At 61.9% G+C, this 21953-nt stretch carries 15 protein-coding genes and 2 pseudogenes; 9 read left to right on the forward strand and 8 right to left on the reverse strand.

The genetic code is table 11. From position 1 onward, the window contains the following. Positions 1-225: 225 nt before the first annotated feature. Positions 226-1188, forward strand: a complete 963-nt coding sequence (locus tag FZ934_RS07315; protein ID WP_194273766.1) for a flagellar biosynthetic protein FliO — start codon at positions 226-228, stop codon at positions 1186-1188. Between the two features lie 70 nt (positions 1189-1258). Here FZ934_RS07315 and dksA read toward each other — a convergent pair whose 3' ends face one another. Further along, a complete protein-coding gene (dksA, locus tag FZ934_RS07320; RefSeq protein ID WP_153270520.1) occupies positions 1259-1678 on the reverse strand; it encodes an RNA polymerase-binding protein DksA in 420 nt (139 codons plus the stop codon). A gap of 262 nt (positions 1679-1940) precedes the next feature. On the opposite strand from dksA, the gene FZ934_RS07325 reads away from it, so the two are divergent. From FZ934_RS07325 to FZ934_RS07340, 4 genes are all read left to right on the forward strand, one after another. Continuing rightward, positions 1941-2435, forward strand: a complete 495-nt coding sequence (locus FZ934_RS07325) for a SixA phosphatase family protein (protein WP_153270521.1) — start codon at positions 1941-1943, stop codon at positions 2433-2435. A 72-nt stretch (positions 2436-2507) separates the two neighbouring features. After that, positions 2508-3980: a YcjX family protein gene (locus FZ934_RS07330; RefSeq protein WP_153270522.1), complete on the forward strand. Its 1473-nt coding sequence runs from the start codon at positions 2508-2510 to the stop codon at positions 3978-3980. Then, entirely contained in the window at positions 3977-5032 is a 1056-nt protein-coding gene (locus FZ934_RS07335; protein ID WP_153270523.1) for a YcjF family protein, read from the forward strand. The genes FZ934_RS07330 and FZ934_RS07335 overlap by 4 nt, the downstream gene beginning before the upstream one ends. A gap of 200 nt (positions 5033-5232) precedes the next feature. Further along, the gene (locus FZ934_RS07340; protein WP_153270524.1) at positions 5233-5778 is read left to right on the forward strand and encodes a hypothetical protein; all 546 of its coding nucleotides are present in this window, start codon (positions 5233-5235) and stop codon (positions 5776-5778) included. A gap of 51 nt (positions 5779-5829) precedes the next feature. Here the strand turns inward: FZ934_RS07340 and folK are convergent, their stop codons facing one another. Genes folK through folP form a run of 3 tightly spaced genes read right to left on the reverse strand, consistent with a single transcriptional unit; the run spans position 5830 to position 7572 of the window. Next, complete coding sequence (gene folK, locus FZ934_RS07345) at positions 5830-6348, reverse strand: 2-amino-4-hydroxy-6-hydroxymethyldihydropteridine diphosphokinase (protein WP_153270525.1); 519 nt, start codon at positions 6346-6348, stop codon at positions 5830-5832. After that, positions 6341-6709, reverse strand: coding sequence for a dihydroneopterin aldolase (folB, locus tag FZ934_RS07350; RefSeq protein WP_153270526.1), 369 nt, complete (start codon positions 6707-6709; stop codon positions 6341-6343). The genes folK and folB overlap by 8 nt, the downstream gene beginning before the upstream one ends. Then, positions 6706-7572 (reverse strand): dihydropteroate synthase, encoded by an 867-nt coding sequence (folP, locus tag FZ934_RS07355; protein WP_432443605.1) that lies wholly within the window; start codon positions 7570-7572, stop codon positions 6706-6708. The genes folB and folP overlap by 4 nt, the downstream gene beginning before the upstream one ends. 99 nt (positions 7573-7671) lie before the next feature. Here folP and FZ934_RS07360 point away from each other — a divergent pair, with 99 nt between their 5' ends. Continuing rightward, positions 7672-8298 (forward strand): DUF922 domain-containing Zn-dependent protease, encoded by a 627-nt coding sequence (locus FZ934_RS07360; protein ID WP_153272387.1) that lies wholly within the window; start codon positions 7672-7674, stop codon positions 8296-8298. Positions 8299-8582: 284 nt separating this feature from the next. On the opposite strand, the gene FZ934_RS07365 is transcribed toward FZ934_RS07360, so the two are convergent. Both FZ934_RS07365 and FZ934_RS07370 read right to left on the reverse strand, forming a co-directional pair. Next, on the reverse strand, positions 8583-8903 hold the full coding sequence (locus FZ934_RS07365; RefSeq protein WP_018900544.1) for a 2Fe-2S iron-sulfur cluster-binding protein: 321 nt from the start codon (positions 8901-8903) through the stop codon (positions 8583-8585). Positions 8904-9102: 199 nt separating this feature from the next. Then, a complete protein-coding gene (locus tag FZ934_RS07370; RefSeq protein ID WP_153270528.1) occupies positions 9103-9471 on the reverse strand; it encodes an Hpt domain-containing protein in 369 nt (122 codons plus the stop codon). A 463-nt stretch (positions 9472-9934) separates the two neighbouring features. Here FZ934_RS07370 and FZ934_RS07375 point away from each other — a divergent pair, with 463 nt between their 5' ends. Both FZ934_RS07375 and FZ934_RS07380 read left to right on the forward strand, forming a co-directional pair. Then, on the forward strand, positions 9935-16813 hold the full coding sequence (locus tag FZ934_RS07375; protein WP_153270529.1) for a hypothetical protein: 6879 nt from the start codon (positions 9935-9937) through the stop codon (positions 16811-16813). Between the two features lie 175 nt (positions 16814-16988). Continuing rightward, the gene (locus tag FZ934_RS07380) at positions 16989-17396 is read left to right on the forward strand and encodes a GFA family protein (RefSeq protein ID WP_153270530.1); all 408 of its coding nucleotides are present in this window, start codon (positions 16989-16991) and stop codon (positions 17394-17396) included. Between the two features lie 247 nt (positions 17397-17643). On the opposite strand, the pseudogene gyrA reads toward FZ934_RS07380, so the two are convergent. Further along, positions 17644-20426, reverse strand: a pseudogene (gyrA, locus tag FZ934_RS07385) (DNA gyrase subunit A). Positions 20427-20651: 225 nt separating this feature from the next. Here gyrA and FZ934_RS07390 point away from each other — a divergent pair. After that, positions 20652-21293 carry a MarC family protein gene (locus tag FZ934_RS07390; RefSeq protein ID WP_153270532.1) on the forward strand — a complete coding sequence of 214 codons (642 nt, stop codon included), beginning with the start codon at positions 20652-20654 and terminating at the stop codon, positions 21291-21293. Positions 21294-21357: 64 nt separating this feature from the next. Here the strand turns inward: FZ934_RS07390 and FZ934_RS07395 are convergent. Beyond that, positions 21358-21902 (reverse strand): annotated as a pseudogene (locus FZ934_RS07395) (single-stranded DNA-binding protein). Positions 21903-21953: the final 51 nt, after the last annotated feature.

The raw sequence follows: 21953 nt of genomic DNA on the forward strand, positions 1-21953 counted from the left end.
CACATTACCTCCTTCTTAGCAATTTGCTGCTTCACCAAAAACACCGCAGACTGTGAAGAGTGATTGAATTCACAAGGAACAGCGCCACTTTTGCCCCTTTAACGCCTCGCTGTAGCACGCGCATAGTTCGGCTTCCAACCGTTGCCGACTGGACAAGGCACACGCATCTTGTCTACGAAGCTGAAAAGTCGTCATGTGGTTGAAACCGCAAAGGAGTAACTGAAGATGTTCGATAGCCTCATGAGCGATTACGGCAGCCGTTTCCTGTTGGCGGCCGGCGGTGTTGGCATCGGCTTGCTTCTTCTTGTCGTCGTCCTCTGGGTCATGCGCAACCGCGCGCCCTCACCCTTCGTTCGCGGCGGACGCAACCGCCAGCCGAGACTTCAGGTTCTCGACGCCGCCGCCGTTGATGCCCGCCGCCGTCTGGTACTGGTGCGCCGCGACAACGTCGAGCATCTGGTGATGATCGGCGGACCGACCGACATCGTCATCGAAAGCCGCATCCTTCCGGGCGGTGAAGCCGAGATCGAGACACCGATCGCGGTAAGGGCAAAGGCTGCCGTCGCACAGCAGGAGCCGGTCGCTCCGCGCCCGATCACCCCACCCGCTCCGGTAAGGGAAAGCGTTGCAATTGCCGAGGAGTTGCCGTCGGATGACGGGTCATCGCATGTCCGCGCCATGCCGACGCCTCCGAGACCGACGCCCCCGGTCGAGATCGAGCGCGCGCCGCGCCCGGCGCCAATCCTCGAAGCTCGCCCCCAACCTCAATCCTTCGCCCGCCCTGAGCCCGCGCCTATCGAGCCGGCTGCAGCAGCTGAAATCCTTGATTCCGCCCGTCAGCGCGTTTTGCCGAACCAGCGCCTTGAGCCGACGGTTGTCGCACCGGCGATCACACCCCCGCCTGTCGCCCCGACGCCAGCACCGCGCGACGCGACCATTGTGCCGCCGCCTGTCGTTCCGACAGCCCAGCCAAGCGATTTCCAGCGTGTGCTTGAGGAAGAGATGACGTCAAACCTCACCGCCGAGCGCCTCGTGCCGCAGCAGCAGCCGGTTCCCAATCGCGCACCACCTGTCGGCAGCGGCCCGCGACGCGACCCCGATATGGCCCCGATAACAGGTGCTGACGCCGCACTTCAGAACGAGGTTGCCCGTATTTTCGGCGAGATGAGCGTCAACCGCGACAAATAAGATTGCCTGCTCGCGCAGGCTCAAACAAAAAAGGCGCTGCAATCGCAGCGCCTTTTTTGAATGATAGAGCTTATTCGTCCCGGTAGACCTTCTCGCGACGCTCGTGACGCTCTTGCGCCTCGATGGACAGCGTGGCGATCGGGCGCGCGTCAAGCCGTCTGAGACCGATCGGCTCGCCTGTCTCCTCACAGTAGCCGTAGGTGCCGTCCTCAATCCGCTGCAGTGCTGCATCGATCTTGGAGATCAGCTTTCTCTGACGATCACGAGCACGCAGTTCGATGGCTCGGTCGGTTTCGGACGACGCTCGATCTGCGAGGTCCGGATGGTTCGCGCTTTCCTCGGCCAGATGGTCGAGAGTTTCACGCGCCTCGCGAAGGATATCGTTCCTCCAGGCAATCAGCTTGGCCCTGAAATAGGCCCGCTGGTTGCCGTTCATGAACTCTTCCTCTTCCGAGGGTACGTAATTGCTAAGATCGATCTTCTCACTCAACGCGATTCTCCTGAAGAACATCTCATCTGGCGGCTGTATATCCCGAGCGCTACGGTTGATTCAAGTCCAATACGCCAGGTAAACAGATTTTTAAATCTGTCATATTTTTAAGCTAACAGACTATTTTTGCGTCATTATTTCATTCGTCGCATGAGCATCGAGTGTTAGCCGGTCCGAACTCGTCCACTGCGATCGTGGTGATAGTTGACGCAAGGGCGACCCTACAGCTACTGAATAAGCCAGCGTCATCATGGATCGTTCTATGCCCGCAATCCTTCCGCCTCCGACCAGAATCTACCTTTTGCGGCACGCAGAAGCTGCATGGGCCCAACCGGGCCAGAAGGACTTCGACCGTCCGCTCAGCCAGAAGGGATATGCGGACGCGGAAGTCGTCGCCGACAGGGCGTCAGATATGGGCTACAAGCCCGATCTCGTGCTGAGCTCGACCGCGATCCGCTGCAAGGAAACCGCCGAAGCCGTGCATCGCGCGGTGGGAGAGGCCGTGGATCTCCGGTTCGTCGACGAACTCTATGAAGCAACGCCTGACATCTACATCGCGATCATTGCGGCGCAATCGGTCGAATCGGTCATGCTCGTCGGCCACAATCCGACGATGGAGCAGACGCTGGAGGCTCTGATCGGTCACCAGGCCCTCTCGCAAACCCTGCCAATCGGTTTTCCGCCGGCGGGCCTTGCCGTCCTTGACAGCGATAAGACTGCAACCGGTTGGCGGCTTGTCGATTTCCTGTTCGATTGACGCTTCCTCGCGACCTTTTCCCGCCGCATATCGGTTCCTATATGGTTGTAACGAACCAATCGGAACTCCAAATTGCCGCCCAGCCTGACATCGTTTGCCGACGACGCCCGTATCGCCTTCGACAACCTTTCCGACCGCGCTGCCGGCCTGGTTCACCCAACCGTACGCCTTGGCGTGACCGGGCTGTCGCGCTCGGGCAAGACGGTGTTCATTTCGTCCCTCGTCCATAATCTGTTGCACGGCGGCAGGCTGCCGCTGTTCGAGCCTGTGCAGTCCGGCCGGGTGTCCGCGGTGCGCCTGGAGCAGCAACCCGACGACGCCGTTCCGCGGTTCCAGTACGAGGACCATATCCGCGCCTTGGCGAAAGACCGCATCTGGCCCGATTCCACCCGGGCCATTTCAGAGCTACGACTGACTCTCGATTACCAGAGCGCCAGCGGCTGGAACCGGCTTTTCTCGGCCGGGCGCCTGTCGATCGATATCGTCGACTATCCCGGTGAATGGCTGCTGGATCTGCCACTGCTCGGCAAGGACTACCGCACCTTCAGTGAAGAAACGATCGCATTGGCTCGCACCGGCATCCGCGCCGAGCTGTCGCGCGAATGGCTATCACTGACCGGTGACGCTATCCCCAACATCGCCGCCGACGAGATGCAGGCACGCGATCTTGCCACCGCTTTCGCGGATTATCTGAAAGCCTGCAAGGCCGACGAACGGTCGCTTTCGACGCTGCCGCCGGGACGCTTCCTGCTCCCCGGAGATCTCGAAGGATCCCCTGCCCTGACGTTCGCGCCGCTCGCTTTACCGCCCGACGGCAAGCCGCAGAAAGGATCGCTGTGGGCGATGATGGAGCGGCGCTACGAGGCCTACAAATCTGTCGTCGTCAAACCTTTCTTCCGCGATCACTTCGCCCGGCTCGACCGCCAGATCGTCCTTGTCGATGCGCTTCAAGCGATCAACAGGGGACCGGAGGCCGTACAGGATCTCGAGCGGGCGCTGACGGATGTGCTGGCCTGCTTCAGGCCGGGTTCGAACTCCCTTCTCTCGGCCCTCCTGGGCCGCAGGATCGATCGGGTACTGGTGGCGGCGACAAAGGCCGACCATCTGCATCACGAGAGCCACCACCGGCTGGACGCTTTGACGCGGCGCCTCGTCGATCGCGCCATACAGCGCATCGGCATGGCCGGCGCCGGCATCGACGTCATGGCACTTGCCTCGGTCCGCGCCACCCGTGAAGCGACCGTAAAGCGCGACGGTCAGGATCTGCCTGTCATCGTCGGCACGCCGATCGCGGGTGAGACGATCGCTGGCGAACGATTCGACGGCGAGAAGAAAACGGCGATCTTTCCGGGCGACCTGCCTGAAAATCCGGAGACCCTCTTCGCGGAAATCGAGGCTGGCATTCCGGTTGCGCTGCCCGATGTGAATGTCGTGCGCTTCAGACCGCCGCAGCTCGAGGAAACAAGCGGAGGCATCAAGCTCTCGGTGCCGCATATTCGCCTCGACAGGGCAATGCAGTTCCTCTTCGGGGATCGACTGGCATGATCAAGCCTCCACAGCAGAGAACGCCGGGCGCGTTTCCTTTTGACGAGCCTGCGCCAGCCGCCTCCGACCGACCGCACCGCAAGCCGGAAAGCTTCACTGAGGCGATCGTTCTGACGGCGGATGAGGACGATCCCTTCCTCAATCCCGAAAAAGACCTCCCCTCCCTGCCGGTGGCAGTCCCTCGCAAGCGGGGCACGGCCTTCGGGAAGATTGCGCTCGGTGCATTCGGCGTCCTGTTTTCGCTGGCTTTTGGCCTGTGGACGGATAGCCTCATTCGCAGCCTCTTTTCCCGTGCGGACTGGCTTGGATACACAGCCCTTGCCGCACTCGGCATCGGCGTCCTCGCTGTCATCGCCATGGTCCTCAAGGAAACCGCCGGGATGATGCGGCTAGCCGCCGTTCAGGCGATCAAGACCGAAGCCGACGAGGCGATCCGCGATACCAAGCCGGCCAAGGCGCGGGCGCTCATCAAGAAGCTTGAAGCGTTGCTGCATGCCAAGCCCGAAACGGCCAGAGGACGCGCCACGCTGAAAGCCGCAGAGAACGACATCATCGATGCGCCGCACCTGATTGCCCTTGCCGAGCGGGAACTGCTGGCGCCCCTCGACCGGCAGGCGCGCAGCCTCATCGTCAACGCGTCGAAGCGCGTCTCGATCGTGACCGCCGTCAGCCCGCGGGCGATCGTCGATCTGCTTTACGTTCTCTATGAAGCCGCCCGGCTCATCAGAGCCATGGCGGATCTCTACGGCGGCCGCCCCGGAACCTTCGGGATGATTCGACTGATGCGCGACGTGCTCGCTCATCTCGCCGTAACGGGATCGATCGCCGTCGGCGACAGCCTCGTCCAGCAGGTTCTCGGTCACGGTTTGGCGTCAAAGCTTTCCGCCCGGCTCGGCGAAGGCGTGATCAACGGCCTCATGACCGCCCGCATCGGAATCGCCGCCATGGATCTCTGCCGGCCGCTTTCATTTCGCGCGATGAAGCGCCCGGGAATCGGTGATTTCATCGGCGACCTGTCTCCGACCGCAGGCGATCGCAGCGGCAAGAGCTGAAATCAACCCACAAGCCACGAACATCGTGTGACTTGCTCGACTTCGAGCAGATTCAAAATGTTACCCGAGATCCGGAAGTCCCTGCACGTGCCCGAAAGCCCTGCTGACGCGGCCATTTCAGGACATTGGAAACCAAGCATTAACCATTATTGGGCAAAACTCCGAGGCAGTTAAGCGATGCGGTTCGCCAAGGAAAATCCATGTACTCGCGCAAGTTTCTCTCTCTGTTAGGCCTGGCGGCGATAGCCCTCTCGCCATTGGCTGATACGGCTGCAACGGCTGCCACCCGCGACAAGGCCTTCTTCGAGTCGGTCGCCGGTACGTGGAAAGGTCCCGGCGAGATCGTGGCCGGAAAATACAAGGGCACGAAATTCACCTGCAACCTCGTCGGCGAGCCTGTGAGCGACGGCGGCACGGGCATCAAGCTCGATGGAAGTTGCCGCGTCGGCGTGTTCAAGCAGCCGATGTCGGCGCTGATCTCGCAATCCGGCAGCAGCTACAAGGGCAAGTTCCTGGACGGCGCAGCCGGCAAAGGTCTGGACGTGGTCTCGGGCGCGGTCACTGAGGACACTGTTGTCGTCGGCATCAATCGCTCGAAGCTCAACGGCGCGATGATCGCTCGCGTTCGCGACGACAAGACGATGAACGTTACCATTTCAGTGAAGGTTGAAAGCCAGATGATTCCCGTCATTGGCCTGACCCTGACCCGCCAGGTCGACGAGATGACGGTCGGCTCCGTAGAATAGCCTGAAGACGCATCACCTTGAAAAAGCGGCGGTTTCCGCCGCTTTTTGTTGTCAGTGAACTGACCACCAATCCTGATTGGCGTCCGCGACCTCGATCCCTTCGATGTCGGCCTGCTTCAGCCAGTCGCCGACCTTTTCCCCGTCGACGACGAGCTCGGGCGCCACGTCGGCAAGCGGCATCAGGACAAAACCGCGGCCCGTCATGCGCGGATGCGGCAGTTCCAGGCGCGGAGCATCCTGTTTCACGTCAGCGAACGTCAACACGTCGATATCGAGCGTGCGCGGTCCCCAGCGCTCGATGCGCTCGCGCTTCATCGAGCGCTCCATCGCCAGACAGATGTCGAGCAGCGCTTCCGGCGAAAGCGTGGTTTCGATCAACGCGCAGGCGTTGAAGAAATAGGACTGGTCCGTCTTGCCCCACGGGGGTGTGCGAAAGAGCCTAGACACCGCGAGCACCCGACAGTCCGGCCGCTTGTCCAGCTCCTGCAATGCAACGGACATGGAATGAATGGGGTCGCCGATGTTGCCGCCGAGACCCAGGGTAGCGATTTGAAAGCCGAGATCAGACAAAATGCTCGATACTCACTTGGACGAAATCGAGAACGCCGGGCACCGGAGCATTTGGCTTGCGCACAGTGATCTTGGCGCGCTTGATCTGCGGAAACTTCTCGCAAAGACCTTTCGCGATATCGAGCGCCAGCGCCTCGATCAGATAGCGACGCTTGCCGGTCACGATCTCCTCGATGACGGTGAAGGCGATGCCGTAGTTCACGGTATCGTCGATCGAATCATTTTCGAGCGCGTTGCCCGCAACAACGTCGAGTTCGGCATCGACGAAGAAGCGTTGACCCAGGAACTCTTCCTCGTCGTGAACGCCGTGACGGGCAAAGAAGGCGCAGTTCTGAAGGGTAATGGTGTAGGAGATGCTCATGCTGTGCCTTTCCGCTCGAAGCCGCTGCCTGCGTCCAGCATAGCATCGGCTACCGCCAGCGCGTCCCTGTTGATTGCGACATTGTGGACGCGAAAAATGGCCGCTCCCCGGAGGCGGAGCAGCGCGCTCGTCGCGGCCGTACCCGCATCGCGGTCAGCCGCTTCGCGCCCGGTGATCGCACCGATGAAGCGCTTTCTCGATGTGCCGGCCAGGATCGGGAACCCCAGTTTGTGAAGCTCGCTGAAGCGCGTCATCAGCTCGATGTTTTCCCGCGTGTCCTTCGCGAAGCCGAATCCCGGATCGAGGACGATTGTCTCCCGCTCGACGCCGGCCTTGAATGCGATCTCCAGCGACTGTTCGAGAAACAGGAACTGGTCCGCGATGATATCGGCGAGCTTCCGCCGCTCGCGTCCGGTGTGCATGAGACAGAGGCCCGCGTCCGTCTTCGCAGCGACAGTTGCGATCTCGGGCTCTTTTTGCAAGCCGAACACGTCGTTGATGATGTCAGCCCCTACCGCCATCGCCAGTCGAGCGGTCTCTGCCCTGTAGGTGTCGATAGAGATCAGCACATCGCTTCTGCCACGCAGCGCCTCGATGACCGGTAGGACGCGTGCCTGCTCCTCGGCTGCGCTGACGGGCGCCGCATCGGGACGTGTCGATTCCCCGCCGATGTCGATGATGGCAGCGCCTTCGTTCACCGCCTCAAGCGCGCGGGCAACTGCCGCATCGACAGTGCTGTGGCGGCCGCCATCGGAAAATGAATCTGGCGTGACGTTGACGATGGCCATGATGACGGCCTTTGGGCCGAGCTCGATCGTGCGACCATGTCCGACGCGCCAAAGCTTGCTCGCGTGCTCAGTCAACGGCATTCATCCTATCGATCGAAAAAACCGCGCCCTCATATTGCGCTGGCCGTGGCTATGCCCCAAGCTCCGGCAAACTTCAACATGAGTATTTGCAGAATGCTTTCCGTGCCGCGTTATATGCCTTTCCTTGTCGCCGTTTCCATATCGGTTCTCATGACAACCCCGGCAATGGCAGCCGTTGTGGCAACAAAGAGCTATTCATATTTCGACATCAAAGGCAAAACGGCCGACGAACTCGACGAACAGCTGAGCATACGCGGGCCGACGGCTAGCGGCTCCTCCGCGCGCCACCCCGGCGCAACCAAGATCCGCTTCGGTGGCGATGCCACCTATATGCAGGATGGCGGGCGTTGCCGTGTCAGCAGCGCGCGCGTGACCGTCCACACGCAGATCATTCTGCCGCGATGGACCAATCGCCGTGGCGCAAGCAAACAGCTGTCGATGATCTGGGACACGCTTTCGAGCGACATCAAGCGTCACGAGGAACGCCACGCGGAAATTGCCCGCGGTCAAGCGCGTGTCATGGAAAAGCGAATCCTTGCCCTGCCATCTCAGCCGAGCTGCGGGCGGATGCAGGAACTGGTCACCGAGGTCTCGACTCGGGGAATCGAGGAGCATGACCGCCTGCAGGCCCGATTCGATGAGGTCGAAGCAGTCAATTTCCAGAAACGGATGCTTCGACTTCTGAACAACAGGATCAAGGCATCGGGCGGCGCAAAGTAACCGATTCTCCGGACAAAAACGACCGGCGAACAATAGCCGCACAACAAAAACTGTGAAGAAACCCCGTGGCCCCAGCCATTTACTGGTGATTTCTCACCCTAGCTAAATCCAACATAACGCGCTAATATTCAGACATTCGAAAGTTCAACTCCGTTAGTCCGAACTTTCGTTCCTGGGTTCTCCTGGCGCGTTGCGAAGCCGCGGATGATCCTCCCTCGTCCGTAGGTAATGCGCCTACCTCGCCTCGCTCGTCTTACGGCAAGCGAGGCTTTTTTTGTCTGGCGTCAGGCCTGGCGTTCCGGAACGTGAACGGTGAGGCCGTCAAGCGCAGCCTTCATTCTGATCTGACAGGAGAGGCGCGACGTCGGGCGCACGTCGAAGGCGAAATCGAGCATGTCTTCTTCCATCGCCTCAGGCGGGCCGACGCGTTCGGTCCACTCTTCGTCGACATAGACATGACAGGTTGCGCAGGCACAGGCGCCGCCGCATTCGGCTTCGATGCCCGGCACCGAGTTTCGCACGGCATTTTCCATAACGGTCGATCCCTGATCGACATCGAGGTCAAAGCGCGTGCCGTCAAAAGCGACAATGGTCAGTTTGGGCATGGTGGTTTCCGGTATTTGTCAATGAGAGGGTATGAATTTACTTCCAACAATTCAGCGAGGCAGTCAACATCGACAGGCCCACCGCTGTCATCCCAGATTTGGAAGCGACACGCTTGTCAGAATGCGCCACCGCGCTGACCATAAAAAGACCCGCTGTCCTGGAATGGAACAGCGGGCCATGTCGTTTGCCTCCCAGCACTCAGCGGCTGAGTTTCAAAATGAAATTTTCTGCCTCGATCACGGCCACCCCAACGGCTGCCATGCTTGCCGCGTCGCCGCAATTGCCCTCGAGCAACTCGGCGGCCTGCTGGACGCGAAACGCGCCGACGGCACCGGCAGCACCCTTCAACCGATGCGCCGCGCTGACGACCGCATTGGCGTCGCCGCTCGACATCTCATGCAGGCAGGCGCGCGCCTGTCGCGCGAACATCTGCAGCACTTCCAATTCAAGCGACTTGTCGCCCATCGTCTGGTTGGCCAGATGAACGAGATCCACCGGCCGCTGCTGCGAAGGCGCCGGTCCCTTGCAATTGTCGGGCGCCGCGAATGCAATTCCAACTGCTGCCATGTGCCGATATCTCCGTGGTCGTCCCGGGTTCTGACATGGATTATTGTCGGTGGAGGCTGGCGATCACGTTAAAAGCGGCGGCTTCGGGCGCCGATTTCTCTTGTTATGGTTAACGCACGTTAAACATTCCCAAAGCCTTGGTTTTTGGCGCTTGGATGGCCGAGTTCATCCTTAATGAACACTTAATATCGAGGGATTCAACCGGATGCGTTAATTGTCTACGGGCGGCGGATGTGTCACTACGGTACGGCTGGGCGAGCTCTGTGGTGCATACCTTTGCTCGCCAAGTGGATAATGGTAATGTTTTGATACCGTCTGTTTGGAAAAGCAGCTATCCACTCTGAAATGATATGCTTATCCGCCCTTTCCGAGGGCGGCCAAGCTCAGAGGCGAAGGTTTGGCTCGGGGTGGCGGAAACCCGGGTGAGTTATAAACCGGCTGAGATGTAACGAGGCGTAACGGAATGGCGAATAACAAGTACAACGAATCGATCGAGGACAAGGCGTTCAAGGCTTTGGACGAAGCCCTCCAGATCGACTTCGAAGAAGACAATGCGCCGTCTCTTAGAAACAAAAAGCCCGACGCCCCGGAGGCAAACGTGTCTGAGAAGTCCAGCCCTCGTAGTTCGCAGAGCAAGGAAGAGCCGAAACGCCAGCGCAACGGCGCGGCTGCCGCCCGTCCCGCCGAACAGGGATCACGCGCGCCGTCCTTCGCGGCCAATGACGGCAATCGCATCAGCCCCGCCTCGCTGCTGAAGTCTCTCGACAACGGTTCCACGCGCCCTGCCCTTCGCAACGCCACGATCGTCTCGCTTCTGTGGGTGGTTGCCGGCCTCGGGCTGATGGCGCTGCTCTACTCGCCGCACATCTGGCAGATTCGCTCGCTCGCCGATCTCCTCGCCCTTCCGGGCGTCATTGCCGGCATGATCGGCATCATCGTTCCGGTCCTGCTGTTCTACGCCTTCGCGATCATGATGTCCCGTGCGCAGGACATGCGCAACGCGGCGCGGTCCATGGCGGAAGTCGCCCTGCGCCTCTCCGAACCGGAAACGATCGCGTCCGAGCGCATCATGACCGTCGGCCAGGCCGTCCGCCGAGAAGTTTCGGCGATGAACGAAGGCATCGAGCGCACCATCGCGCGCGCTTCCGAGCTGGAAACCCTGGTCCACTCCGAAGTCAACGCGCTGGAGCGCAGCTACGCCGACAACGAACTGCGTGTGCGCGGCCTGGTTCATGAGCTCGGCTCCGAGCGCGAGGCGATCGTCAACCACGCCGAGCGCATCCGCACCTCAATCGTCGGCGTCCACGACCAGCTGCGCGAAGACCTCTCGCTTGCCACGGAAGAAATTGCCGTCCGCCTTTCGACCTCCGGTGAAGCCTTCGCGTCGATGATCGACACGCGCGCTGCCGCGATTACCGAGAAGTCGGAGGCTGCGATCCAGTCGCTCGGCACGCTGCTTGCCGCCAAGACCGACTCGCTGCTTCAGACACTGACATCCTCGGGCTTTGCGCTCGCCAACGAATTCGACACACGCCTGGAATCGCTGACATCAAGCCTCAGCGACCGCGGCGACCAGATCCTCAGCCAGTTCGAAACGCGTGCGTCCACCATGGACAACAACGCCGAGAAGCTCAACGCGGCCCTCAACGACCGTGCGCGCCAGCTGAACGAGATCCTGATTGCCCGGACCCGCGAAATCAACGACAGCCTGACTGGCGGCGAACGGACGATCACCAGCTCGCTCGACGACGTTCTCGCCAAGCTGAACAACGCACTCGACGAACGCGGCACGACCTTCCGCCAGAGCCTTCAGTCCAGCGTTGATGACACGATCATGGACCTCGACCTGCGCTCGGGATTCTTCGACGAGCGCCTGCAGGCGACCGTGGCGCAGCTGTCGACATCGTTCGACGATCGCGTCGCCGAGTTCGCGAACGCCTTCGACAAGCGCGCCGGAACGCTCGACACCAAGCTCATGGAAAGCCTGAACCGTATCAACGATACGTTGAGCGGCAATTCGGACTCGCTGAACGACATCCTGAGCTCCAGCATCGAGAAAATCAGCGCCTCGCTGACCGATCAGTCCTTCGCCCTGACGACGGCGCTGGCGACCGGCCAGGAAGTTCTCGAAAGCTCGCTCTCCGGCAAGGTCGACGAAGTCGCGACCGCGATCGGCACGCGCACGGCGGAGATGACCTCGGCCCTCTCCCACGCCTCGTCCGAAATCTCGCTGGCGCTGGCATCCGGCACCTCAGAGCTGCACAACAACCTTGCGGCCCGCGCCTCCGAATTCCGCGATACTCTGCTGTCGACGACGTCGGATCTGAGTTCGGCTGTTTCCGCCGGCACCGAGCAGATCACCTCTGCCTTCGGTCGCGCCGACGAACTGAATACCATGATTTCGAAGCGTGCCGGCGACATCACCCATGCGCTGGACTCCGCGCATGAGCGCATCGATGGCGTGATGTCCACGCGCGGTGACGCCCTCGTCGGCGCACTCGCGGACAACCATGAGCGCTTCGAAAGCACATTGGCGCAGCGCTCGGAAGCCCTCATCAACGCGGTCACTGGCACGCATGATCGTCTTGCGGATACGCTTGATGACAAGGCAATGGCGCTTGCCATCTCCCTGAACGAGACCCAGAGCCGCCTCGAGGAAACCCTCGGCTCGCGCGCCGACGCGATCGCGAACTCGATCTCTGCCGGCCACGACCGCCTCGCCGAAACCCTGGATGACAGGGCCATGGCATTCGCCATCTCGCTCGACGAAAGCCAGAACCGCTTCGAGGAAACGCTTGGTTCGCGCGCCGACGCGATCGCCAACTCGATTGCGACCGGTCACGACCGCCTCGCCGAGACCCTGGACGACAAGGCAATGGCCTTTGCCGTCTCTCTCAACGAGAGCCAGAACCGCTTTGAAGCCACCTTCGGATCGCGCGCCGACGCGATCACCAATGCGATCGCTGGCAGCCACGAACGCCTGGCCGAGGCGATGGACGACAAGGCGATGGCGCTTGCCATCTCGCTCAATGAAAGCCAGAGCCGCTTCGAGCAGACCATCGGCTCGCGCGCCGATGCGATCGCCAACAGCATCGACAAGAGCCACGCCCGCCTCACGGAAAATCTGGACGAGAAGACAGCGGCCTTCGCGAGCTCGCTTCGCGACAGCCGGGGCCAGATCGACGAAACGCTTTCCACGCATGCGCAGGCTATCGCTCAGTCGCTCGCTGCCGGCCAGGAGAAGCTGAACGACGCGCTCGACGAGAAGACGATGGCGCTCGCGATCTCTCTCAACGAGAGCCACAGCCGTCTCGAAGAAACCTTGGCGCATCAGGCCGACAGCATCTCCGGATCGCTGGCTGCCGGCCAAAGCAAGCTCGCCGACGTGCTCGACGAGCGGGCGATGGGCCTCGCCATTTCTCTCAACGAGAGCCACACGCGTATAGAAGACACGCTCGGCCATCATGCCGACAGCATCGCAAGCTCGCTCTCCAGCGGCCACGACCGCATCGAGCGGACGCTTGGCGACCGCGCTGCGGCACTTGCTGCGTCGCTGGACGAGAGCCACGGCCGGATCGAGGAAACGCTTACGCATCGCGGCAGCTCGATCACCAACGCGATCGCCGATGTGCACGACAAGCTGGCGGATACGCTCGCTGAAAAGGCAATGTCTCTCGCGATCTCCTTCGAGGACAGCCAGAGCCGCTTCGACGACGCGCTGGAGACCCGCACCAATGCACTGCTCGGCTCCGTCGCCGGTGCCGAAGCGCGCGTTGCGGGCGCCTTTGCCGACAAGGTCGACGAAATCCGCAGCGCCTACGTCGAAAACCAGGAGCGTCTCGAGCGTTCGCTGGTAGATCACGCGTCGCACCTCACCGGCACGCTGTCGAGCAGCACCAACCGGCTGGAAGGCGGCCTCGCCTCGGCAGTCGATCGCTTCGAGGCATTGACCGGCAACGCGACGACACGCATCGAAGAGGGGCTGCATTCCGCTCACGACCGCATCCGCGCGACGCTCGACGACCGCACCCAGGCGATCAACGTCACGCTGAACGAGGCACAGGCACAGCTCAACGACACGCTGAGCGACCAGGCCACGACGATCGGCGCATCCATCGCCACCAGCGTCAGCATGCTCGAAATGTCGCTCGAAGATCGCGAGGCATCGCTTCGCCAGACGATCGACACAAGCGCCCAGGCGCTCGAAAACCGCCTGCGGGATAGCAGCGGCGAACTCGCCGGACGCTTTCAGGATGCAGCCGGTGCGATCTCGCGCTCGACACAGGATTTCGCTGCCGATCTCGACCGCTCGATCGGCGGAATGACCGACCGCTTTGCGGAAACCGGCTCCCGCGTCGAAACAAGCCTCAACTCGCTCGAAAACCGCATTCGCGACGGCGTCGGCGGTATCACACAGCAGGTCGATGCAGCCGGAGAGAAGCTCTCCGAGACGCTGTCCGACGGCATTTCGCGCCTCGGCACGCTCGGCGATGACGCCAACCACCGCATCGCCGCGACCTTGGACAACAGCGTTTCCAGGCTCACCAGCGCCGTCGACGAACGCACTGCCAATCTGGCGGCCGAAATCGACAACCGCGCTGCAAATCTGGTCGCCGGTATCGACACCCGCGCAACGACCATCGGCGACGCCATGGAACGTGGCGGCGCGCACATCGAAGAACGCCTGTCCACCATGGACCGGGCGCTCACCATTGGCCTCGATGCCGTCAACAAGACGATCGAAGGCAAGGCCGCCGGGCTTGCATCGTCGCTGCGCAGCGCCGTTGCCGACGCAACGCTCGGCATGAACGAGGAAGCCTCGCGCTCGGCCTCGGCTCTCAGCCAGACCGGCCAGGAGTTTGCCGAGGGCCTCGCCGCGAAGAGCAACGAATTCGCCCACGCAATGGACGCCCGCTCCGAGCAGATCGTCCATCGTGTATCCGAGGCGCAGAACCGCCTTGCGAGCCAAGCCGCGGCAGTCGCACAGACCTTCTCCGAAGCCGGCAACGCGATCATCAACAAGGTGGCCGAAGCAGAAACGCTGGTCAGCGGCCAGGTCGGCGCCATCTCGCGGGCGCTTAGCGACGCCCAGTCGACCTTCGAAAGCCATGGCAGCGATATCCGCTCGACCATCTCGACGGCCAGCAACGAAATCGCCACGACCATGGCGGATGTCGACCGCGCGCTCGAGGCACGCGGCGAGGCAATCCGCAGCGCCATGGAAGAGCGCAGCCGCGAAATCACGACGACGCTCGCCGATGTCGACAAGGCACTGGAGGCACGCGGCACCTCGATCCGCTCTGCGCTCGACGAACGCACGAGAGAGCTGAACTCGATGCTCGCAGGCCGCTCCACCGAGCTTTCCCGCATCATCGAGGAGACGGCACGTCCGCTGATCGACCGCTACGCCGATACCGGCAGGGAAGCCGCCGCTCAGATCACATCTGCCGCACAGCAGAGCACGGATCGCCTCCGCGCCGAAAACACGGCATTGATGGATGCCCTGACGGCGCGCACCGAACGCGCGGCATCCGCCGTGGACGCGGTCGAGAACAGCCTGCTCAGCAACGTCAACCGCCTGATCGAGCGCCTGAGCGACAACAGCGCCGCAATGGGCCAGATGATGAGCCGCGCCGCCGAGGATCTGACGGCTGTCGATACCCGCCTTGGCGACACGACATCACGCTTCACCGACTCCGCGTCCAGAGCGGCCGAAATGGTCGCGGCCTCCACACGCCTTCTCGAAGGCAAGGTTGACCGCCTTTCCGACATTTCGGGCCAGACGCTGTCACAGGTCGGAAGCATCATCGGCCGGTTTGACGAACATTCCAAGGTCCTCACCCAGGCTTCCGGCCTGCTCGCCGCGGCGCAATCGAACCTGGTTTCGACGCTCGAGGATCGCGAGTCCGCGCTGCAGAACCTCTCGGTCGGTCTCGTCCAGCGGTCGGAAGACATCGAAAAGACGATGCGCGCCCTCGGCAGCATGGTCGAATCGGCATTCGAGCGCGCCGAACAGCGGTCTAGTCAGCTGAGCGGCAATCTGCGTCAGAGCGTGCAGTCTTCCTTCGCCGATATCGGCACCGTGCTCAGCGATGCCGAAAAGCGCGCCGCAGAAGCCGCCGAAACGATGCGCAGCGCTGTCACCCAGGCCAGCGAAGACGCCAACAGCACGATCGATAGCGCCTTCGGCAATGCCGAACGTCGCTCCGGCGAACTCGCCAACCGTCTGCGCGGCGGCCTGACGGCCTCCCTGTCGGACGTCGAGCGCATGTTCGGCGAAGCAGGCCGCACATCCGACAACGCCGCCCAGCATCTCCGCGAATCGCTGCGCGAAGCCGTCGACGAAGCCGTCTCGCGCTTTGCCGGCGCAACCGAGGAAATTCGCCGCTCGGCCGGCGATATCCGCAAGGAACTCGATATGACGCGCGGCGAGTTGAAGCGCGGCGCTTTCGATCTTCCCGAGGAAGCCAAGGAAAGCGCGGCCGCCATGCGCCGCGCCGTTGCCGAGCAGATCAAGGCACTGCAGGACATTTCGCAGATTGTCGGCCGCTCCACGCAGCAGCTGGAAATCTCGGAACCTGCACCGCGCGTAGCCGCACCGGCCCCTGCTCCGGCACCCCAGGCAGCGGCACCGCGTCCGACGCAACCGGCCATCAGCCAGCAGGCGCCACTGCAGCAACCACAGCCGCAGCCGCAGCTGCAACAGGCCGCACCGGTTCCTGCGGCTCCTGCTCCCGTTGCCCCCAGCGCCATCGAGAGCTTCGGCCTTCGCGGCACGCTGACGCCGACCACCTCCGCGCCGGTCCCGGCACAGCAGGCACCTCGCCCGCCGGTCTCCGCACCACCCGCTTCCGGCGGCTGGATCAGCGATCTGCTGCGCGGCGCCTCGCGTGAAGATGCAGCGGAAGACACTGCAGCGCGTCAGCCGGCAGCGCCGAAGCCGGAAGCGCCGGCTGTTGCTGCAGCACCGCGCACCGCCGACAGCCGCAATCCGCGCCACGTCGTCGAATCGCTGAACTCGCTTTCGGTGGATATCGCCCGGGCAATCGACCATGAGGCGTCCGTCGATCTGTGGCGTCGCTACCAGCGCGGCGAGCGCGACGTCTTCACCCGTCGGCTCTATACGCTGAAGGGCCAGCAGACCTTCGACGAGATCAAGCACAAGTACGACCGCGAGCCCGAATTCCGCACGGCCGTGAACCGCTACATCGCCGATTTCGAAAAGCTGCTCGCCGACGTCGCCCGCACCGACCGCGACAAGACCATCACCCAGTCCTACCTGACGTCGGACACCGGCAAGGTCTACACGATGCTCGCCCACGCGGCGGGTCGCCTGAGCTGATCAGGACATCGAACGTCCGAACCCTCTTGAAGGCCGCATCCCTGATGCGGCCTTCTTGATTCCGAATGGTGCCGCCACCAATAGATGGTGCGGCCCCCGGCATCCCAGGCGCATAACACTTTACAATCGAGCATGACCGCTTGATGTTCGCCAGCATTGGGTTGGAGAACACATCATGGATGAAATACATGCCGGCAGCTGCCTGTGCGGCACCGTTCGGTTTGAGGTCTCGGGAGAGTTCGCAGCGTTCTTTCTCTGCCACTGTGGACGGTGTCGCAAGGACACCGGCTCTTCGCATGCGGCCAATCTCTTTTCCCCGAACGGTCGGCTGAATTGGATATCCGGAAGCGACCGCGTCAGGACTTACCGCCTTCCCGAAACCAGACATGAAAGAAGCTTCTGCACCGAATGTGGTTCAGCTCTGCCGAGCGCACAGGCGGATGGCTTTATCGTCGTACCAGCAGGGAGCCTGGACGGCCCCGTGCCGGTTCGTCCGACGGCACACATCTGCTTCGCCAGTCGGGCGGATTGGGATCCGTTGCTCGAGGATATCCCGACGCTGGATGGGCTGCCCGGTCAATAGACGCCAGGAACTTCTGATCGAGGTCGGAGGAAGGCTGGCACAGTATCGGCCCGAGATCGGAATCGATTTTCCGAAAGCCCTATGTGTAGATTCAATAAGATAGAACGGCCTTTGTGCCTTCTTGAGCACTCACGACGCTCCAATTCGCTTAACGTAAGATCATCCCAAACCGCCAACGAAAGAGGCCCGGAACGACGCTCGCTCCGGGCCTCTATTTAATCGCTGACGGCGTTACCGCCCTGTCAGATCAAGCCTCGGTATCAGGCGTCTCTTCGCCTGCCGGAGCAGCATTTTCGTCGCCGTTCTCTGCGTCGCCGCTTTCGTCATCCGGCTCGCTGATACGCTCGACCGAGACGACCTTCTCGTCCTTCGCAGTCGCGAAGATCGTGACGCCCTTGGTCGCGCGGCTGGCGATACGAATGCCGCCAACCGGCACGCGAATGAGCTGTCCGCCATCCGAGACGAGCATGATCTGATCGCCATCGGCAACAGGGAACGCAGCGACGAGTTCGCCGATCTCTGACGTCTTCGACGTATCCGTTGCACGGATACCCTTGCCGCCGCGGCCGGAAATGCGGAAGTCGTAGGAGGAGGAGCGCTTTCCGAAGCCCTTTACGGACACGGTCAGAACGAACTGCTCACGCGCCTTCAGCTCTTCGTAGCGCTCGTCAGGCAGTTGTCCCTCTTCGGTGACTTCTTCGCCGACAAGAGCGATATCCTCTTCGTCAATTCCGGTTGCACGCCGCTCGGCAGCAGAGCGCTTCAGATAGGCCGCACGCTCCCATGGCTCGGCATCGACATGCCCGACGATCGTCATCGAGATAATGCGGTCGCCATCGGCAAGGTTGATGCCGCGCACGCCGATCGAGTTACGACCCGCAAAGACACGCACATCGTCGACCGGGAAGCGGATGCACTGGCCGAGCGCCGTGGTCAGCAGCACGTCGTCATGCTCCGTGCAGGTTTCGACCGAGAGGATTTCGTCGCCCTCCTCCTCGAGCTTCATCGCGATCTTGCCGTTGCGATTGACCTGGACGAAGTCGCTGAGCTTGTTTCTGCGGACAGTGCCGCGCGTCGTCGAGAACATGACGTCGAGCTTGTCCCAGCTGTCCTCGTCCTCGGGCAGAGGCAGCACGGTGGTGATGCGCTCGCCGGGTTCCAGCGGCAGCATATTGATCAGCGCCTTGCCACGTGACGTCGGCGTGCCGATCGGCAGGCGGTAGACCTTCTCCTTGTAGACGATACCGCGCGACGAGAAGAACAGAACCGGCGTATGCGTATTCAAAACGAATAGCTGGCTAACAAAGTCCTCGTCACGTGTGGTCATGCCCGAGCGGCCCTTGCCGCCGCGGCGCTGCGCGCGGTAGGTCGCAAGCGGAACGCGCTTGATGTAGCCAAGATGCGAGACGGTCACGACCATGTCTTCGCGGGCGATGAGATCTTCATCGTCCATCTCGAGACCGCCGTCCATGATCTCGGTGCGGCGCGGCGTGCCGAACTCGTCGCGAACGGCGGCAAGTTCTTCCTTGACGATCGTCTGGATACGGACACGCGACGACAGTATCTCGAGGTAATCCTTGATCTCCTCGCCGATCTTGTTGAGTTCGTCGCCAATTTCGTCGCGGCCGAGAGCGGTCAGACGAGCGAGGCGCAACTCGAGGATGGCGCGCGCCTGCTCTTCCGAGAGGTTGTACGTCATGTCCTCGTTGATGCGGTGGCGCGGGTCGTCGATCAGCCGGATAAGGCTTTCGACGTCATGCGCCGGCCAGCGGCGCGTCATCAACTGTTCGCGTGCGGTCTGCGGATCCGGTGCCTGCCGGATCGTGCGGATAATCTCATCGATGTTGGCGACAGCGATCGCCAGACCGACCAAGACGTGGGCGCGCTCGCGCGCCTTGCGCAGCAGGAATTTCGTTCTCCGGCTAACGACTTCCTCGCGGAACGACACGAAAGCGCGCAGCATGTCGAGCAGCTGCAGCTGTTCCGGCTTGCCGCCGTTCAGCGCCACCATGTTGCAGCCGAAGGAGGTCTGCAGCGGCGTGTAGCGGTAAAGCTGGTTCAGGATCACGTCCGCATTGGCGTCGCGCTTCAGCTCGACGACCACGCGATAGCCCTGGCGATCGGATTCGTCGCGCAGGTCGGAGATGCCCTCGATACGCTTGTCGCGCACCAGTTCGGCCATCTTCTCGATCATCGTCGACTTGTTCACCTGATACGGGATCTCGGTGATGATGATCTGCTCGCGGTCGCCGCGCATCGGCTCGATGGTGGCGACGCCACGCATGATGACGGAGCCGCGACCGGTTTCGTAGGCCGAGCGAATACCGGAACGACCGAGGATCTTGGCGCCGGTCGGAAAATCCGGACCTGGAATGATCTCCATGATCTCGTGCAGTTCGATTGCCGGATTGTCGATCAATGCGATACAGCCGTCGATCACTTCGCCGAGATTGTGCGGCGGAATGTTCGTCGCCATGCCGACAGCGATACCGCCTGCCCCGTTGACCAGAAGGTTCGGGAATTTGGCCGGAACGACCACGGGCTCCGAGAGCGTGCCGTCATAGTTGTCGCGGAAATCGACGGTTTCCTTGTCGAGGTCGTCGAGCAGCGAGTGCGCGGCCTTTTCCAGACGGCATTCGGTGTAGCGTTCGGCCGCCGGCGGGTCGCCGTCGACGGAGCCGAAGTTGCCTTGGCCATCGATCAGCGGCAGGCGAAGAGACCAGTCTTGCGCCATGCGCGCCAGCGCATCGTAGATCGCCGAGTTGCCGTGCGGATGGTATTTACCCATCACGTCCCCGGTTACGCGGGCGCATTTGACGTATTTCTTGTTCCAGTCGATGCCGAGCTCGGACATGCCGTAGAGGATGCGCCGATGCACGGGCTTCAGGCCATCACGAACATCCGGCAACGCTCGGCTGACGATGACGCTCATCGCGTAATCGAGATACGACCGCTGCATTTCCTCCATGATGGAGATGGGCTCGATGCCTGGCGGGAGCTTCCCGCCGCCGGGGGTGTTTGCTCAGTCAAAACGGATCACGATCTCTTCTAGAATCACTTGAAGATTTATAGCGGAAAGGCTGTTCTCACGCCAATTTAGCGAGGAGTTTTGAACAGTCTTTTGCGGTCGAATAAGGGCGGCGCAAGGCTTTGAGGGCATATGGCCCGTTTCCGGCGCGCGCCGATTTGCCAAATCGGCAATGGCGCATCACAATCGGAGAGAACCAAGCGCCTATATGGGTTTAAGGATAGACGATGGCAAGCGCCGACCAGTTGATCAACGCGTTCACGACGCTCCTCGTTACCATCGACCCGCCAGGCCTGGCGCCGATCTTTCTCGGGCTCACCGCCGGCATGAGCCGCAGCCAGCGCAAGCACGTCGCGCTACGCGGCTCGATCATCGCTTTCATCATTCTCGCCGTCTTTGCCCTCTTCGGCGCAAGCGTGCTTTCGGTGCTTGGCATATCGCTCGGCGCGTTCCGCATCGCGGGCGGCCTGCTGCTCTTCTGGATCGCCTTCGAAATGGTGTTCGAGAAGCGCCAGGACCGCAAGGAAAAGACCAGCAACGCAGCGATCACCGTCGACCACATTCACAACATCTCGGTCTTTCCCCTGGCAATTCCGCTGATCTCGGGGCCTGGCGCCATATCCGCCACGATCCTGATCGCCGGATCGATGCAAGGCTCGTTCGAGCGGGCGCAGCTGATCATCGTGATTGCCGCCAGCCTGTTGCTGATGTTCCTGGCGCTCCTGATCGCGGATCGCCTCGATCGCTTCCTGGGAGTGACTGGCCGCGCCATCCTCACGCGCCTGCTCGGCGTCATCCTCGCGGCACTGGCAACCCAGTTCGTTGTCGATGGCGTCAAGGCCACGATGAACATTTCGCCGGCGCTGTAGGCATCAAAAGAAAACGGCGCACCACTGGATGCGCCGCCTCTTACATTCACTTGATCGGCATCGATCAGAACGGAATATCGTCGTCCAGATCGCGCGAGAAGTTCCCGCCGCCACTGCCGCTACCACCGCTGCTGCGGCCGCCACTGCCGCCGGATGGCTGAGAACCGTAGTCATCATAACCGCCGCCACCGAAGTCGTTGCCGCCGGCATTGCCGCCGCGGCCACCGCCGTAACCGGAACCTGCGCCGCCGCCTTCGCCACGGCCATCAAGCATCGTCAGCGTCGAGTTGAAGCCCTGCAGAACGATTTCGGTGGAGTACCGATCCTGGCCCTGCTGGTCCTGCCACTTGCGGGTCTGCAGCGCACCTTCGATATAGAGCTTCGCGCCCTTCTTCACATACTGTTCAACGACCTTGCAAAGGCCTTCGTTGAAGACGACGACCGTATGCCATTCCGTCTTTTCGCGGCGTTCGCCGGAGTTGCGGTCGCGCCAGGTTTCCGAGGTCGCGATCCGGAGGTTGGCGATCGGCCGGCCGTCCTGCGTCCGACGGATTTCGGGTCGGCACCCACGTTTCCGATCAGAATTACCTTGTTCACGCTGCCAGCCATACTTCTCACCCTGCCTGCCGCCGTCCTGGCGGCTCTTTTGAACCGATGAAC

The organism is Rhizobium grahamii (genome assembly GCF_009498215.1).
Lineage (GTDB): Bacteria > Pseudomonadota > Alphaproteobacteria > Rhizobiales > Rhizobiaceae > Rhizobium > Rhizobium grahamii_A.